Raw genomic sequence first — 15,985 nt, forward strand, 5'->3', positions numbered from 1 at the left:
CCCGTCGTGCTGCCTCGTCCGGCCCGCACCGGGGCGTCACATCGACTCGATGAGGCGCTCCACCCGCTCGTCGACGTTGCGGAACGGGTCCTTGCACAGCACGGTGCGCTGCGCCTGGTCGTTGAGCTTGAGATGCACCCAGTCCACCGTGTAGTCGCGCCTCGCCTCCTGCGCGGCCCGCACGAAGTCCCCGCGCAGCTTGGCGCGCGTGGTCTGCGGCGGGACGGCCGTGGCCTCGAAGACGTCGAGGTCGGTGGTGACGCGTTCGACCAGGCCGCGCGCGGCGAGGAGGTTGTACAGCCCCTCGGTGCGCGAGATGTCGTGGTAGGCCAGGTCGAGCCGCTGGACGCGCACGTCCGACAGCTCCAGGCCGTGCTTCGCGCGGTAGCGCTCGATCATGCGGTACTTGATGACCCAGTCCAGCTCACGCTCGACGAGCGTCAGGTCACCCGTGCGCAGGGCACGCAGCCCGCGCTCCCACAGGTCGAGGACCTGCTTGGTCTCCGGGGACGGGCCCACCTCCGCGGTGACGAAGTCGCTCACGCGCGCGAGGTACTCCTCCTGCAGGTCGATCGCCGTGACGGTCCGGCCGGTCGCGAGGGTCACGGGCTGCGTGCCCGTCATGTCGTGGCTGATCTCGCGGATCGCGCGGATCGGGTTCTCCAGCGTCATGTCCCGCATGGTCACGCCCGCCTCGACGAGACGCAGCAGGAGGTCGGTCGACCCGACCTTGAGCATGGTCGTGGTCTCCGACATCGACGAGTCGCCGACGATCACGTGCAGGCGACGGTAGTGCTCCGCGTCGGCGTGCGGCTCGTCGCGGGTGTTGATGATGGGTCGCGAGCGTGTCGTGGCGCTCGAGACCGCCTCCCAGATGTGGTCGGCGCGCTGCGAGAGGCAGTAGACGGCGCCGCGAGGCGTGGCGAGCACCTTGCCTGCGCCCGTGAGCACCTGCCGCGTGATGAGGAACGGGACGAGTACGTCCGACAGCCGCGCGAAGTCGCCCTGGCGGCGCACGAGGTAGTTCTCGTGGCACCCGTAGGAGTTCCCGGCCGAGTCGGTGTTGTTCTTGAACAGGTGGATCCGTCCCGGCAGACCCTCGTGCTCGAGCCGCTGCTGCGCGTCCGCGACCAGGCCCTCGAGGATCCGCTCCCCCGCCCGGTCGTGCGTGACGAGCTGACGCCAGTCGTCGCACTCGGCGGTGGCGTACTCGGGGTGCGAGCCCACGTCGAGGTAGAGCCGCGAGCCGTTGCGCAGGAAGACGTTGGACGACCGGCCCCACGCCACCACCTTGCGGAACAGGTACCGCGCGACCTCGTCCGCGGAGAGGCCACGGCCGTCCTGCGCCGCGCACGTCACCCCGTACTCGGTCTCCAGACCGAAGATGCGCCTGTCCATGCGTGTCTCCCCGTCGCTCGTCCACCCGGCCCGGCCCCGCCCGTCAGGGGGAGTCGACGCCGCCCCCGCCCGTCGGGGAGCCGTCCCCGCCGAGCACGTCCTCCAGCAACGCACCGGTCAGGCGCCGGAAGGCCCGGCGCGGCCGCGTGCGGTCGAGCACCGCGACCTCGAGCTGCGCGGCCGTGAGCGTCCGCGGCTCGCCGTCGTCGGGTGCCGACCCGAGCACCTGCACGGCGAGCCCGAGGGCCTGCGCGAGCGTCATGCCGGGGCGCCATCCCGCGCCCAGCAGCCCACCGAGGCGCTCGGCCTGTCCGCCCATCACCACCCAGCCGTGCTCGTCGGCCACCGAGCCGTCGTACGACAGGCGGTAGATCTGGTCGCCGGTGGGCTCACGGCCGACCTCGACCACGACGAGCTCGACCTCGAGCGGCTTGGACTCCGTGGTGAACACGGTGCCCAGCGTCTGCGCGTACGCGTTGGCCAGACCGCGCGCGGTCACGTCGACACGGTCGTACGAGTAGCCCCGCAGGTCCGCGTAGCGCACGCCGGCGACGCGCAGGTTCTCGAACTCGTTGTACTTGCCGACGGCGGCGAAGGCGATCCGGTCGTAGATCTCGGAGATCTTGTGCAGCGCGCGCGACGGGTTCTCGGTCGCGAACGCGATGCCGTCGTCGTACTGCACCACGACCACCGAGCGACCCCGGGCGATGCCCTTGCGCGCGTAGCCCGCGCGGTCCTTCATGAGCTGCTCGGGCGAGACGTAGAACGGCATGCTCATCGGGCACCTCCCTCGCGTCGTGCGCTGCGCCGGCCGTTCTCGACGACGTCGACCGCCGCCGCGAGGTCCTCGTCCGGCACGCGCAGGTACCCGGCCTCGGTCACCGTGGCGACGACGGGCCAGATGCGGCGGGCGCGGTCGGGGCCGCCCGTCGCGGAGTCGTCGTCGGCCGCGTCGACGAGAGCCTCGACGGCCACCCGCACGGCCGTGGAGGTGTCCAGGCCCGGGCGCCACCGCTTCGTCAGCGAGCCGCGCGCGAACACCGAGCCGGAGCCGACCGCGTGGTGCTCGTGCTCCTCGTACCGGCCGCCCGTGACGTCGTACGAGAAGATCCGTCCGACCGCCCGGTCCAGGTCGTAGCCCGCGAACAGCGGCACCACCGCCAGGCCCTGCAGTGCGAGACCGAGGTTGCCCCGGATCATCGTCGCGAGGCGGTTCGCCTTGCCGTCCAGGGACAGCAGGCTGCCCTCGATCTTCTCGTAGTGCTCGAGCTCGAGCTGGAACAGACGCACGAGCTCGATCGCGAGCCCGGCGGTCCCGGCGATCCCGACGGCCGAGAACTCGTCCGCGGGGAACACCTTCTCGATGTGCCGGCTGGCGATCATCGAGCCCATCGTGGCCCGCCGGTCGCCGGCCATCACGACGCCGCCCTCGAACGCGAGCGCGACGATCGTGGTGGCGTGCGGCGCCTGGAGCTCGCCCGCGGGCACCGGTCGCCTGCCCGGCAGCAGGTCAGGGGCGTGACCGGCGAGGAAGTCGACGAAGGATGAGGAACCGGGCGTGGTGAAGGCCTGCGGCAGCCGGCCGGACGAGTCGTGCAGGGTCATCGACGCTCACTGACCGCCCTTCTGGACGAACCCTCGGACGAACTGCTCGGCGTTCTGCTCGAGGACGTCGTCGATCTCCTCGAGCAGCGCGTCGACCTCCGCGTCGCGGGCCTGCGCGCTCGGCGCCGCCGGCGTCGGCGTGTCCGCCTCGTCCCCCGGCTCGTCCTCCCGACGGTGCCTGACGTTCTCCTGCCCAGCCATGGTGACCTCCGTCCTGGGCCACGTCCCGGTGGCCGCGTGCCCCACCCTAGGCCCACAACCGTCCCGGCGTGCGCGGCGGCGCACACCTCGGACGCAGGTCAGCCCCCGAGCGCCGCCAGGAGCGAGCGCGCGTCCGGGCTGCGGTCGAGCAGCTCCCCGACGTGCGCGCGCGTGCCCCGCAGCGGGTCGCGCATCGGCACGCGCTGCAGCGTCTGCGCGCCCGGCACGTCGAACACCACCGAGTCCCAGCTGGCCGCCGAGATCTGTCCGCCGTAGCGCGCGACCGCCTCGCCGCGGAAGTAGGCGCGGGTGTCCTGCGGCGGGTGCACGACCGCGTCGGCGACCTCCTCGGGCGTCACGAGGAGCTCGACGGCGCCGGCGGCGACGAGCCGGTGGTACAGGCCGCGCTCGGGGCGCACGTCGGACCACTGCAGGTCGACCGCCGCGAGTCGCGGGTGGTCCCACGCCAGGTGGTCGCGGCGGCGCATGCCGTCGAGCAGGCGCAGCTTGGCGACCCACTCCACCTCCCGCGCGCACGACGCGGGCTCCTCGCCCAGCCGCCGCAGCACCGACTCCCAGCGGTCGAGCACGTCCGCGGTCTGCTCGTCGAGCCCGTCACCGACGGCGTCGAGCGCGCCACGCACGGCCGCGAGGTACTCGGACTGCACCTCGAGCGCGGTGAGGTACCTGCCGTCGGCGAGCTCCAGCTTCTCGGTGAGCGACAGGTCGTGGGACACCCGGTGCACCGCCTGGACGGGGTCACGCAGCGCGAGCCGGTCGACGGCCTGCGTGAGCCGGCGCGCCGCGCCGCCGGCGTCCGCCTGCTCGACCAGCCACAGCACGAGCGACGTCGTGCCGAGACGCAGGTACGTCGCGGTCTCGAGCATGGTCGCGTCGCCGATGATCACGTGCAGCCGGCGCCAGCGGGCAGGGTCGGCGTGGGGCTCGTCGCGCGTGTTGACGATCGGTCGGCGCAGCGTCGTCTCAAGCCCGACCTCGGCCTCGATGTAGTCGGCGCGCTGCGAGAGCTGGAATCCGGGGTGCTCGCCGCGCTGCCCCAGCCCGACGCGCCCGGCACCGGTGAACACCTGGCGCGTGACCAGGAAGGGCGTGAGACGCGCGACGAGGTCACCGAACGGCACGGAGCGGTCGACGAGATAGTTCTCGTGCGTGCCGTACGTGGCGCCCTTGCCGTCCACGTTGTTCTTGTACAGCGTCACGTCCGGCAGCGTGGGGTTCGCGGCCAGACGCCGTACCGAGTCGAGCATGACGAGCTCACCGGCGCGGTCCCAGCGCACGGCGTCGCGCGGCGTCGTCACCTCGGGTGCGGAGTACTCCGGGTGAGCGTGGTCGACGTAGAGCCGCGCGCCGTTGGTGAGGATGACGTTGGCCGCTCCCGGGTCCTCGTACTCCTCGACCTCCGAGCGCGGCATCTCCTGCGGAGCGTCGCCCGACGGCGCCGGCACGGCCGGCGAGTCCGTGAGCATCGACGGGTGTGCCGAGGCACGCTGCAGGTGGAAGCCGCGTGCGTCGTGCAGCGGGTCCTCGTCGTCGTAGTCCCAGCGCGCGCGTCCCCGGCCGGCCTCCCGCGCCGCAGCGTGGACGGCGACCACGTGGCTCGACAGCAGCATCGGGTTGGCCAGGGGGCGCCCCGGCTGCAGGACGCCGTACTCGGTCTCGATGCCCATCACGCGCCGCACGGTCACGTCGCCCACCCTAGGTGAGCCCGCCGCTCACCGGCGCCCGGTGCCCAGGTTCCAGGACGCGCCGCACCTCACCGGTGCGGCGCGTCCGGGGAGGTCACAGGTACTGGCCGGTGCTCGTCACGTTCTCGATGGTCCGCGACGCCTCGACACCCTTCTTGCCCTGGACGATCGTGCGGATGAAGACGATCCGCTCGCCCTTCTTGCCGGAGATCCGCGCCCAGTCGTCCGGGTTGGTGGTGTTGGGCAGGTCCTCGTTCTCCTTGAACTCGTCGACGCACGCCGAGAGCAGGTGGTCGACGCGGATGCCGCGCTGTCCCGTGGCCAGGAGGTCCTTGATCGCGGACTTCTTGGCACGGTCGACGACGTTCTGGATCATCGCGCCGGAGTTGAAGTCCTTGAAGAACAGGACCTCCTTGTCGCCGCTGGCGTACGTCACCTCGAGGAACCGGTTCTCGTCGGACTCGGAGTACATGCGCTCGACGACGCGCCGGATCATCGCCTCGACGGCCGCCTGGCCCGACCCGCCGTGCTCGGCGAGGTCGTCGGCGTGGATCGGCAGCTCCGGCGTGAGGTACTTGGCGAAGATCTCCCGCGCGCCCTCCGCGTCGGGCCGCTCGATCTTGATCTTCACGTCCAGGCGGCCGGGGCGCAGGATCGCGGGGTCGATCATGTCCTCGCGGTTCGACGCGCCGATGACGATGACGTTGTCGAGCCGCTCGACGCCGTCGATCTCCGAGAGCAGCTGCGGCACGATCGTCGTCTCGACGTCGCTGGACACCCCGGTGCCGCGGGTGCGGAACAGCGACTCCATCTCGTCGAAGAACACGACGACCGGGTGCCCTTGCGACGCCTTCTCGCGCGCCCGGGCGAAGATCAGGCGGATGTGCCGCTCGGTCTCCCCGACGTACTTGTTGAGGAGCTCGGGTCCCTTGACGTTGAGGAAGAAGGAGCGGGCGTCGGCGACGTCCTCACCGCGCGCTGCCGCCGCCGTCGCGGCCAGCGAGTGCGCGACGGCCTTGGCGATGAGCGTCTTGCCGCATCCCGGCGGGCCGTAGAGCAGCACGCCCTTGGGCGGCTTGAGCCCGTGCTCGCGGAACAGCTCGGGGTGCAGGAACGGCAGCTCGACGGCGTCGCGGATCGCCTCGATCTGCGGGCCCAGGCCACCGATGTCCGTGTAGTCGATGTCCGGGACCTCCTCGAGCACGAGCTCCTCGACCTCGGCCCGCGGGATCACCTCGAACACGAACCCGCTGCGCGGGTCGATCGTCAGCGCGTCGCCGACGCGCACGCCGGTGTCGGCCACCTGGCCGGCGAACCGCACGACCCGCTCCTCGTCGCCACGCCCGATCACCAGGGCACGCCCCTCGCCGAGCATCTCCTTGACGGTGACGATCTCGCCGACCTGCTCGTAGCCGCCGGCCTCGACGACCGTGAGGGCCTCGTTGAGCATGACCTCCTGCCCGGGCCGCAGGTGGTGGACGTCGAGCGAGGGGCTCGCGCCGACGTGCATCTTGCGACCGGCGGAGACGATGTCGACCGTGCCGTCGGCGCGCGCGCCGAGGAAGGTGGCGTACGTCCCGGGCGGCTTGGCCAGGTCGTCCACCTGACGCTTGAGATCGAGGATCTGCTCGCGTGCGGCGACGAGCGCCTCGCTGAGCCGCTCGTTCTTCGCCGCGAGCACCGCGAGCTCGCGGTGCAGGTCGCGTCCAGGGGCAGCGGGTTCGGTCATGGTGATCGGCCTCCGTTCCGCGTCGCGGTGCACCCTCCTGCGGTCCATCGTGCACGTCGCTGTGCCTGCTGGTCCGACGACACTAACGGGCCGTGTCAACACAGCGCGCGGGCCGCGCCGCGCAGCGACGCGAGCGTCCCGCACCGTGGACACCGGACCCGGCGCGTCGCACGGACGCGCCGGCCCGGCAGGTGGTCAGTCGCCCGTCGCGGGCCCCGACGCGCCGAGATCCTCCGGTGCCACGTGCAGCTCGCGGCGCGCGCGGCGGATCTTCTTGGCCGACGTCTCGCGCTCGCCCATCGCCTCGGGCGACCACAGGTCGGCGTCGGCGGGCGGCGCGCCGTCCTCGGCGACGGGGTACGAACCCTTGGCCGGACGCCGCTTGCGGTGCGGCGGCTCGACGCCGTCGGCCAGCCGGCGCGTCGTCAGGAGGAAGCCGGTGTGCCCGATCATGCGGTGCTGCGGGCGCACGGCCAGGCCCTCGAGGTGCCAGCCGCGCACCATCGACTCCCATGCCTCCGGCTCGGTGTAGCGCCCGTCGCCACGCACGTCCTCCGCGAGGCGCGACAGCTGCGTCGTGGTCGCGACGTAGCAGACGAGCACGCCACCCGGAGCGAGCGCGGTGGCCACCGCGTCGAGGTTCTCCCACGGCGCGAGCATGTCGAGGACGACGCGGTCGACCGAGCCCGGCGTCGCGGCCGTGGGCAGCACGTCCGCCAGGTCGCCCAGCCGCAGGTCCCAGGCGGGGTGGGGACCGCCGAAGAACGTCTCGACGTTGCCGCGCGCGATCGCCGCGAAGTCCTCGCGCCGCTCGACCGACACCAGGCGGCCGCCGTCGCCCACGGCCCGCAGCAGCGACAGCGTCAGGCCGCCGGAGCCGACGCCCGCCTCGACGACGGTCGCGCCGGGGAAGACGTCGCCCATCGTGACGATCTGGCCCGCGTCCTTGGGGTAGACGACAGCGGCGCCGCGCGGCATCGACAGCACGTGGTCGGCCAGGAGCGGGCGCAGCGCGAGGTACTCGATCCCGGACGTGTTGCGCACCACGACACCTTCCGACGCCCCGATGAGGTCGTCGTGGCGCAGGTAGCCGCGGTGGGTGTGGAAGGTCCCCTCGGGCTGCAGCGTGATCGTGTGCAGCCGACCGCGGGGGTCGGTGAGCTGCACGCGCTCGCCGCTGCGGAAGGGCCCGCGGCGCTGGGCGGCCCCGGTCGGTGCGGACGTGGGGACGTCGGGAGAGGTCACGGGCGTCGAGTGTAGGTCCCGTGGCTCCCGGCGCCGTGACGCCGTCAGCCCCGCAGGGCCGCCACGACGTCACGCGTGCGCACGAGCGCCGCGACCCGACCGTCGACGAGCGCGGCGACGACCGGTCCGTGCGCGGACGCCGTGGACAAGGCCTGGAGCAGCGCGTCGCCGCGCAGCGTGCCGTCGACCACCGCGCCGACCGGCAGCGGGGTCGACACGGCGAGGACGTCCGTGGTGCCCGCCAGGTCCGCGGGCACGCGACCGGCGGCCTCCGTGTCGACGTAGGCGGCGGGCCGCCCGTCGGGTGCGAGCACGACGACCTCGGCGACGTCCGCGGCGGCGGCGGTCGCACGGACCTGCGCGAGCGACGTCCGCGCGCCGACCACCGCGGCGGGGCGCCCGACCCGCTCGAGCGTGAGCGCGGCCACGGCACGTCCCGTCCGCCCTCCCCGCACGGCGGCCGACGCGCCCGACCACAGGAAGGCGCCGATGAGCGCCGACCACGCCACGGTGCCGAGGTCGGGCGAGACGCCGGCGAGCCAGGGGCGCACCAGCGCGGCGAGCAGGACGCCGACGGCGACGACACGCCCCGTCCACCCGGCCGCGACGGTACCGCGGTGCCGGTCCCCCGACGCCGCCCACACGACCGCCTCGAGGATCCGCCCGCCGTCCAGCGGCAGACCGGGCACGAGGTTGAACAGTCCGACGAAGCCGTTGGCCAGCGCGCCGGCACGCAGCACGGTCTGCAGCAGCGTGCCGTCGGGCGCCGCGCGGTCCGCGATCAGGAGGAACGCCGCCGCCAGCACCAGGTTGGCGACCGGGCCGACGACGGCGACGAGCGCACTGGTCGCCGGCGACGCGGCGGCGCCGCCGAACGTGGTGTGCCCGCCCCACAGCGTGAGGACGAACGCGTGGGGCTGCTGGCCGCGGCTGCGCCCGACCAGACCGTGCGCGAGCTCGTGGACCAGGACGGAGGCGAACAGCAGCACGACGAAGACGAGCGCCACGACGTACGGCAGCGCACCCCCGCCGCCCGTCCACTTCCGCACGCTCGGCGCGAACACGAGCGTGAGGACGACGGCGGCGAGGACCCAGCTGCGGGCCAGGACGACGGGGGCGCCGGCGACGTGCCCGAGCACCCAGCCGGCGGGTCGGTCGGGTCGCGGGTCGCTCACGTCTGCCAGCCTACGGTCCGCCCGCCGTGCGTCGCGCCCGCGCTGTCGGACGTGGCACCTACCCTCGTCGTGTGAGCGTGGACATCGAGCCCGGGACCCGGGGCGGCGCCCGGGCCGGCACGGACCTGACGAGCACCGGCCCGGCGTGCACCGAGCCGGCAGGCACTCCTGCCCCCGGGGTGGCCGCCGCCGCGGACGTCGGACCGGCGCCGCGCATGCCGGGCCTGTCCCCCTCGCGCGCGAACGACTTCCTCCAGTGCCCGCTGCTGTTCCGGTACCGCGTGGTCGACCGCCTGCCCGAGCCCGCGTCCCCCGCCGCTGCGCGCGGCACGCTCGTGCACGCCGTGCTCGAGCACCTGTTCGACCTGCCGGCCCCCGAGCGCACCCTCGACGCGGCCCGCGCGGCGTTGCCCGAGCGGTGGGCGCAGGTCCAGCAGGAGGACCCCCGGTGCCTCGACCTGCACGCGGACGACGCCGAGCGCGCCGCGTTCCTCGCGGAGGCCGAACGGCTCCTGACCACGTGGTTCACGCTCGAGGACCCCACCCGGCTCGAGCCGCGCGCCCGCGAGCTGCGCGTCGAGCACGACCTGGAGGACGGGCCGCGGCTGCGCGGTGTCGTCGACCGCGTGGACGTCGCGCCCAACGGCTGGGTGCGGGTCGTCGACTACAAGACGGGCCGTTCGCCGCGCGCGGGGTTCGAGAGCTCGGCGCTGTTCCAGATGCGGTTCTACGCGTACGTCGTGTGGCGCACGCGGGGCGTCCTGCCCAAGCGGTTGCAGCTGACCTACCTCGGCGACGGCGTCGTCGTGAGCCACGAGCCGACCGAGGCGGAGATGCACACGCTGGAGGCGCGCGTGCGCTCCATCTGGGCGGGCATCGAGGACACGGCCCGCTCGGGCGACTGGCGGCCACGGCCCTCGCGGCTGTGCGACTGGTGCGCGTTCCGCGACCGCTGCCCGTCCTTCGGCGGGACACCGCCCGAGGTGCCCGAGGGTGCCGTGGAGCGCGCGATCGGTGTGACGCCGGCGGGCTGACGCCTGACGGCTCAGCCGAGGACACGCAGGTCGAGCACCTCGCCGGCCGCGACGCGAGCGAACGTCGCGAGGTCGACGTGGGCGAGCGAGGACGTCCGCGACACGTCCGGCGGCGGCTGCAGCGCCACGTGGGAGTCGACGGCGACGACGCGCGCACCGCTGGCCACCGCGGACGCCAGGCCCGCGCGCGAGTCCTCGAGCGCGACGCACGCGGTGACGTCGACGCCGAGGTGCCGCGCCGCGGTGAGGTACGGCTCGGGGTGCGGCTTGTGCCGCTCCACCACGTCCCCGGTCACCACGACGTCGAACAGGCCCACCGCGTCGACGAACGGGGACGCGACCACCGCGAACGACGACGTGACGAGCGCCTGCGGCACGCCCGCGTCGTGCAGGGCACGCAGCACCTCCTGCGCGCCGGGCCGCCACGGGATGCCGGCCTCGACCGCCGCACGGACCGACGAGTTCAGCGCGTGCGCGATCTCCTCGACCGTGAGGTCGACGCCGCGTTCCTGGAAGTGCCGGGCCGCCACGGGCATCGACGACCCGATGAGCGCGACCGCGTCCTCGGGCGTCCACACGCCGCCGTGAGCCTCCACGAGCTCGATCTCCGCGGCCATCCAGTACGGCTCGGTGTCGATGAGCGTGCCGTCCATGTCCCACAGGACGGCCGCCGGCAGGGCGGGAGCCGGGCCGACCGGGTGGTCGTCACGGGCGGTCGAGGGACGGTCGGCGAGGGTGCTCAGCGTGGGCTCCGGGGCGGGTGGGCGGAGGTGGACGGGCGGTCGGGCGAGCCTACCCGGCGCGCGCGGTGGCCCGCGCTGCCCGGCCGTCGTGGCACCTGCGCCCTAGTCTGGGGGCGTGACCGAGCACGCATCCCCCGACCTGCCGGCCCGTGAGACCGTCCTGCTCGCCGCGTTCGAGGGATGGAACGACGCGGGGAGCGCCGCGACCACGGCGCTGGAGCACCTGCACGACGTGTGGGGAGCCGAGCAGGTCGAGGAGCTGGACCCCGAGGACTACCACGACTTCCAGGTGAACCGGCCGGTGGTCGGCCTGGGTCCTGACGGCACGCGCGAGATCACGTGGCCGACGACCGCGGTCGCCGTGGCGACGACGCCCCGGTCCGGCCGCCGGGTGGTGCTGGTCCACGGCATCGAGCCGTCGATGCGCTGGCGGCGCTACTGCGGCGAGCTGCTCGACATCGCCGCAGGGCTCGGCGTGCGCACGATCGTCACCGTGGGAGCGCTGCTCGCGGACGTGCCGCACACGCGGCCGATCCCGGTCAACGCGACGAGCGAGGACGCGCACGTGCGCGAGCTGCTGGGCCTCGAGCCGAACACGTACGAGGGGCCGACGGGCATCGTCGGGGTGCTGCAGCACGAGGCAGCCGCACGCGGCATGCAGGCGCTCTCGCTGTGGGCCGCGGTGCCGCACTACGTCGCCGCTCCCCCGTCGCCCAAGGCGACGCTCGCGATCCTGCACCGCATCGAGGCGCTGCTCGGCGAGCCCGTCCCGCTGGCCGACCTGCCCGAGGACGCGACCGCGTGGCAGCTGGGGGTCGACGAGCTCGCGGGCGAGGACAGCGAGATCGGCGAGTACGTGCGCCAGCTCGAGGAGGCGAAGGACACCGCCGACCTGCCGGAGGCCAGCGGCGAGGCGATCGCCCAGGAGTTCGAGCGCTACCTGCGCCGCCGCGACAAGGGCACCGGCGGCTGACCACCCGCCGACCGGAACCTCACTCCTCGTCAGGCCTCGCGAACGGTGAGCGGTGTTCCGCTCGGCGAGGTCAGGGGCGCGGCGAGGTCAGGGGCGCGGCGGGGTCACGGGTGCGGCGGGGTCACGGGCGCGGCGGACGTCACATGCGCACGCCGAGCAGGGCGTCGACCGTGCGCGCCACGACCCCGGGCGCGCCCTCCTCGAACGGCACCTCGCCGGCGAGGGCGGCGGTTGCCCACGCGTCCACGACCGCGAGCGCCCGCGGGGTGTCGAGGTCGTCCGCGACGGCCGCCCGCACGCCGTCGAGGACCGGCTGGGCTGCCGGCCCGCCGTTGCCGGACAGGGCGCGCCGCCACCTGGCGACCCGCTGCTGCGCTGTGGCCAGCACGTCGTCGGTCCACTCCCAGTCCGAGCGGTAGCGGTGCGCGAGCACCGCGAGACGCACGGCCATGGGCTCGACGCCGTCGGCGACCAGCTGCGAGACGAGGACGAGGTTGCCGAGCGACTTGCTCATCTTGTGGCCCCGGTAGCCCACCATCCCGGTGTGCACGTGCGCGGCGGCAGGCTGGGGCGTCCCGGTCAGCACGCGCAGGTGCGACGCGCTCGACTCGTGGTGCGGGAACGCGAGGTCGGAGCCGCCCCCCTGCACGTCGAACGGCACGCCGAGACCGTCGGAGGCGATGACCGCGCACTCCACGTGCCAGCCCGGGCGTCCACGGCCGAGACCCGGCGCGTCCCAGGCGGGCTCGCCGGGGCGCTCGGCCCGCCACAGCAGCGGGTCGAGGGGCGACCGCTTGCCCGGGCGGTCGGGGTCGCCGCCACGCTCGGCGCTCAGTGCCAGCATCGCCGCGTGCTCGAGCCCGGCGACGGAGCCGAAACCCGGATCGGCGGACAGGTCGGCGTACACGTCGTCGCCGCCGTCCGGGGCGGGCAGCCGGTAGGCGGCGTCGCGCGAGAGGAGCGCGTCGACGGCCGCGACGACCTGTGGCACGGACTCCACGACGCCGCGGTAGACGTCCGGGGGCACGACCCCGAGCGTCGTCATGTCGGACGCGTACAGCGCGGTCTGCTGCGCCGCGAGGTCGCGCCAGTCGACGCCTGTGGCCGTGGCGCGCTCGAGCAGCGGGTCGTCGACGTCGGTGACGTTCGACGCGTAGGTGACGGTCTTGCCCTCGTCGAGCCATGCGCGCACGAGGACGTCGAAGGCGACGTACGTGGACGCGTGGCCGAGGTGGGTCGCGTCGTAGGGGGTGATGCCGCACACGTACAGGCGGGCGTGGGGGCCGGTCGCGGCCACGACGAGGCGCCCGGTGGCGGTGTCGAGCACACGGACCGGCTCACCGGTCCCGGGCAGCCGAGGGATCTGGGGCGCGGGCCAGCTGAGCACGCCGGAAGCCTAGCCTCCGCCGGCGCTGCGGCCGCACGGGCGTCCGCGGGGCACGCCCGTCAGGCGTTCGCGGGCGCCGTGACCGGCTCGAGCACGCCGGTGAGGAGCAGCAGGACGACGAGCAGCGCCAGGCCGATGCGGTAGTAGACGAACGGCGCGTAGCTGAACGTCGAGACGATCTTGAGGAACGCGATGATGACGACGTACCCGACGACGAAGGCGACGAGTGTCGCGACGAGCGTCGCCCCGAGACCTGGTGTGCCCGCCTGACCGAAGTCGCCGACGCTCTTCGCGAGCTGGTACAGGCCGGAGCCGAACACCGCGGGGATCGCCAGGAGGAAGGAGTACCGGGCCGCGGCCTCGCGCGTGTAACCCATGAGGAGCCCACCGGTGATCGTGCCACCGGAGCGCGACACGCCGGGCACCAGGGCGAGGGCCTGCCAGAACCCGAACGCCAGCGCGTGCTTCGGCGTCAGCTCCTCGATGGGCCGGGCCTTGGCTCCGCGACGGTCCGCCCAGCCGAGCACGAGCGCGAAGCCGGCGAGCGTGAGCGCCACGAGCCACAGGTTGCGGAACGGACGCTCGATGGCGTCCTGGAACGCCAGGCCCAGCACGACGATGGGCAGCGAGCCGAGCACGATGAACCACGCCATGAGCGCGTCGCGGTCCTGGGGCCGACCCACGGGCATCCCCGCCCGCGCGCGCCAGTCCGTGCCGTACGCGCCGCGCAGCGCGGCCCACCAGGCCAGTACGATCCGCTTGATGTCGCGGCGGAAGTAGAGCAGCACGGCGGTCTCGGTGCCCAGCTGCGTGATGGCCGTGAACGCCGCTCCCGGGTCCCCGGAGCCCACGAGCTCCCCGAAGATCCGCAGGTGCGCGCTCGAGGAGACCGGGAGGAACTCGGTCAGACCCTGGAGCAACCCGAGGAAGACTGCCTCACCCGTCCCGATGCCCGTTGCCACGAGGCGCAACGATAGCGCCGACGCGCCCGTGCCCCGGCATGGCCCGTCGCGCCACGGACGGCGCGCCCGCGCGGCTAGGGTGGCGCCCCATGGAGCACCGTCGTCTGGGCCGCACGGGTCTGCGTGTGTCGTCGCTGGGCCTCGGCACCATGACGTGGAGCCGCGACACCGACGACCACGAGGCTGCCGACCAGCTGCGCGACTTCGTCGAGGCCGGCGGCACCCTCCTCGACACGTCGGCCGCGTACGCCGACGGCGGCGCCGAGGAGCTGCTCGGCACCCTGCTCGGCGACGTCGTCGACCGCGACGACGTCGTGATCTGCACCAAGGCGGGCGTGCGCCGCACGCCAGGGGGCGGGGTCGTCGACGCGTCGCGCGGGGCGCTGCTGGACAGCCTCGACGCGTCGTTGCGGCGTCTGGCGACCGACCGCGTGGACCTGTGGCTCGCGACCCCCGACCCGCGGACGCCGCTCGAGGAGACGGTCTCCGCGCTGCGTCACGCGGTGCAGGCGGGCAAGGCGCGGTACGTCGGACTGTCGAACCACGCCGGGTGGCAGGTCGCGCGCGCCGCCACGCTCCTCGAGCCCGACCCCGGTCTGGCGGCCGTCGAGGCGGAGTACTCGCTGCTGCAGCGCGGTGTCGAGCGCGAGGTGCTCCCGGCGTGCTCGACGCTGGGCGTGGGGCTGCTCGCGTGGTCGCCGCTGGGCCGTGGGGTGCTCACCGGCAAGTACCGGCGCACCATCCCGGCGGACTCGCGGGCGGCGTCGGCCCACCTGGCGGGGTTCGTGCAGCCGTACCTCACGGCGGACGCGTCAGGTGTCGTCGACGCGGTCGTGATGGCGGCTTCCGGGCTGGACCGCACGCCGCTGGAGGTCGCACTCGCGTGGGTGACGTCGCGCCCCGGCGTGGCGAGCGCGGTCGTCGGTGCGCGCACGGCCGCGCAGCTGCGCGGCGCGCTGGGGGTGGGCGACCTGCGACTGCCGCCGGAGATCGTCGTGGCGCTCGACGACATCACCACCCCGGCGGCCGGCTACCCGGAGCGCTGAGCCCCGCAGGTCCGTGCCGTCGTCCGTGGCAGCGGGCCTCGGCCAACCCGGCGCGCGTCGGGTGGGCGGTCGTCGCGACGGTCAGACCTCGTCGACCTCGGGCTCACCGTCGAGGTCGTCGTCGTCGAGGTCGTCCTCGTCGTCCTCGTCGTCGTCCTCGTCGTCATCCTCGTCGTCGTCGTCCTCGCCCAGGTAGAAGGGCGTGGCCTCGCCGTGCACCGTGCCGAGGGCGTCGTCGTAGACCTCGAAGGCGTCGGCGAGCACGTCGTACGCGTCGTCGACCGCGGGGTCGTCGTCGTCGGACTTGCTCACCACGGCGGCGTAGTGCGCCTCGAGGGCGGCCACCAGACGGTCGAGGGCGGCACGCGGGTCCACGGTCATGCGATGAACCGTAGCGCCGCGGAGGGCACAATGGCAGCGCAGCGACGCCGACGGGCGCTCCTGGCGCGACGTCGAGACCCGACGGGACGAGGTGGGCGATGACGGACGGCACGGTGCGCGAACGGCGCAGCCAGTGGGACTCGCACGGGGGCCAGTGGGAGTACCGCGTGCTGCGCATCCCGCCGACGACGTCGGGCGGTGACGCGCGGCGGCTCCTGACCGAGGAGGCGGAGTACGGCCGCTGGGAGCTCGCGCGGCTGCGCCTGTACGCGGGCGGTGAGCGGCGTGCATGGCTGCGCCGCAAGATCATCCGGGTCCGCTCCACGCTCGCGGAGACGACGGGCTGACCGCGGACGCGCGCGCCCGGCCGAGGCGCAGAGCTCCCGCCGGGCGCGCGTGG

Annotated in this window: 16 protein-coding genes; 4 read left to right on the forward strand and 12 right to left on the reverse strand. The window is 74.0% G+C overall.

Annotated elements, in window-relative coordinates; translation table 11 throughout:
• Positions 1–36: 36 nt before the first annotated feature.
• From pafA to CFLA_RS10155, 8 genes are all read right to left on the reverse strand, one after another.
• Complete coding sequence (gene pafA, locus CFLA_RS10120) at positions 37–1,398, reverse strand: Pup--protein ligase (RefSeq protein WP_013117228.1); 1,362 nt, start codon at positions 1,396–1,398, stop codon at positions 37–39.
• A 43-nt stretch (positions 1,399–1,441) separates the two neighbouring features.
• The gene (gene prcA / locus CFLA_RS10125; protein ID WP_013117229.1) at positions 1,442–2,176 is read right to left on the reverse strand and encodes a proteasome subunit alpha; all 735 of its coding nucleotides are present in this window, start codon (positions 2,174–2,176) and stop codon (positions 1,442–1,444) included.
• A complete protein-coding gene (prcB, locus tag CFLA_RS10130; RefSeq protein ID WP_013117230.1) occupies positions 2,173–3,003 on the reverse strand; it encodes a proteasome subunit beta in 831 nt (276 codons plus the stop codon). Before prcB ends, prcA begins: the two co-directional genes overlap by 4 nt.
• A 6-nt stretch (positions 3,004–3,009) precedes the next feature.
• Complete coding sequence (locus tag CFLA_RS10135) at positions 3,010–3,204, reverse strand: ubiquitin-like protein Pup (protein WP_013117231.1); 195 nt, start codon at positions 3,202–3,204, stop codon at positions 3,010–3,012.
• 98 nt (positions 3,205–3,302) lie between these two features.
• The gene (gene dop / locus CFLA_RS10140) at positions 3,303–4,910 is read right to left on the reverse strand and encodes a depupylase/deamidase Dop (protein ID WP_013117232.1); all 1,608 of its coding nucleotides are present in this window, start codon (positions 4,908–4,910) and stop codon (positions 3,303–3,305) included.
• Between the two features lie 94 nt (positions 4,911–5,004).
• Positions 5,005–6,639, reverse strand: coding sequence for a proteasome ATPase (gene arc, locus CFLA_RS10145; protein WP_013117233.1), 1,635 nt, complete (start codon positions 6,637–6,639; stop codon positions 5,005–5,007).
• 195 nt (positions 6,640–6,834) lie between these two features.
• Positions 6,835–7,884, reverse strand: coding sequence for a tRNA (adenine-N1)-methyltransferase (locus tag CFLA_RS10150; protein WP_013117234.1), 1,050 nt, complete (start codon positions 7,882–7,884; stop codon positions 6,835–6,837).
• Positions 7,885–7,928: 44 nt separating this feature from the next.
• A complete protein-coding gene (locus CFLA_RS10155) occupies positions 7,929–9,059 on the reverse strand; it encodes a site-2 protease family protein (RefSeq protein ID WP_013117235.1) in 1,131 nt (376 codons plus the stop codon).
• A gap of 215 nt (positions 9,060–9,274) precedes the next feature.
• On the opposite strand from CFLA_RS10155, the gene CFLA_RS10160 reads away from it, so the two are divergent.
• On the forward strand, positions 9,275–10,093 hold the full coding sequence (locus tag CFLA_RS10160) for a RecB family exonuclease (protein ID WP_081449774.1): 819 nt from the start codon (positions 9,275–9,277) through the stop codon (positions 10,091–10,093).
• Positions 10,094–10,104: 11 nt separating this feature from the next.
• Here CFLA_RS10160 and CFLA_RS10165 read toward each other — a convergent pair whose 3' ends face one another.
• On the reverse strand, positions 10,105–10,770 hold the full coding sequence (locus CFLA_RS10165; RefSeq protein WP_043598977.1) for an HAD family hydrolase: 666 nt from the start codon (positions 10,768–10,770) through the stop codon (positions 10,105–10,107).
• 181 nt (positions 10,771–10,951) lie between these two features.
• On the opposite strand from CFLA_RS10165, the gene CFLA_RS10170 reads away from it, so the two are divergent.
• On the forward strand, positions 10,952–11,809 hold the full coding sequence (locus CFLA_RS10170; RefSeq protein WP_013117238.1) for a PAC2 family protein: 858 nt from the start codon (positions 10,952–10,954) through the stop codon (positions 11,807–11,809).
• Positions 11,810–11,948: 139 nt separating this feature from the next.
• Here CFLA_RS10170 and mshC read toward each other — a convergent pair whose 3' ends face one another.
• Both mshC and CFLA_RS10180 read right to left on the reverse strand, forming a co-directional pair.
• Positions 11,949–13,196, reverse strand: a complete 1,248-nt coding sequence (gene mshC, locus CFLA_RS10175) for a cysteine--1-D-myo-inosityl 2-amino-2-deoxy-alpha-D-glucopyranoside ligase (RefSeq protein WP_013117239.1) — start codon at positions 13,194–13,196, stop codon at positions 11,949–11,951.
• A gap of 59 nt (positions 13,197–13,255) precedes the next feature.
• Entirely contained in the window at positions 13,256–14,158 is a 903-nt protein-coding gene (locus CFLA_RS10180) for an undecaprenyl-diphosphate phosphatase (protein WP_013117240.1), read from the reverse strand.
• 89 nt (positions 14,159–14,247) lie between these two features.
• Here CFLA_RS10180 and CFLA_RS10185 point away from each other — a divergent pair, with 89 nt between their 5' ends.
• Entirely contained in the window at positions 14,248–15,204 is a 957-nt protein-coding gene (locus CFLA_RS10185; protein WP_013117241.1) for an aldo/keto reductase, read from the forward strand.
• A gap of 81 nt (positions 15,205–15,285) precedes the next feature.
• On the opposite strand, the gene CFLA_RS10190 is transcribed toward CFLA_RS10185, so the two are convergent.
• A complete protein-coding gene (locus CFLA_RS10190; protein WP_013117242.1) occupies positions 15,286–15,585 on the reverse strand; it encodes a hypothetical protein in 300 nt (99 codons plus the stop codon).
• Positions 15,586–15,683: 98 nt separating this feature from the next.
• Between CFLA_RS10190 and CFLA_RS10195 the strand changes: the two genes are divergently transcribed.
• The gene (locus tag CFLA_RS10195; RefSeq protein ID WP_013117243.1) at positions 15,684–15,932 is read left to right on the forward strand and encodes a DUF5703 family protein; all 249 of its coding nucleotides are present in this window, start codon (positions 15,684–15,686) and stop codon (positions 15,930–15,932) included.
• The last annotated feature ends 53 nt before the right edge of the window (positions 15,933–15,985 follow it).

Origin of the sequence: Cellulomonas flavigena DSM 20109 (assembly GCF_000092865.1) — a bacterium.
Lineage (GTDB): Bacteria > Actinomycetota > Actinomycetes > Actinomycetales > Cellulomonadaceae > Cellulomonas > Cellulomonas flavigena.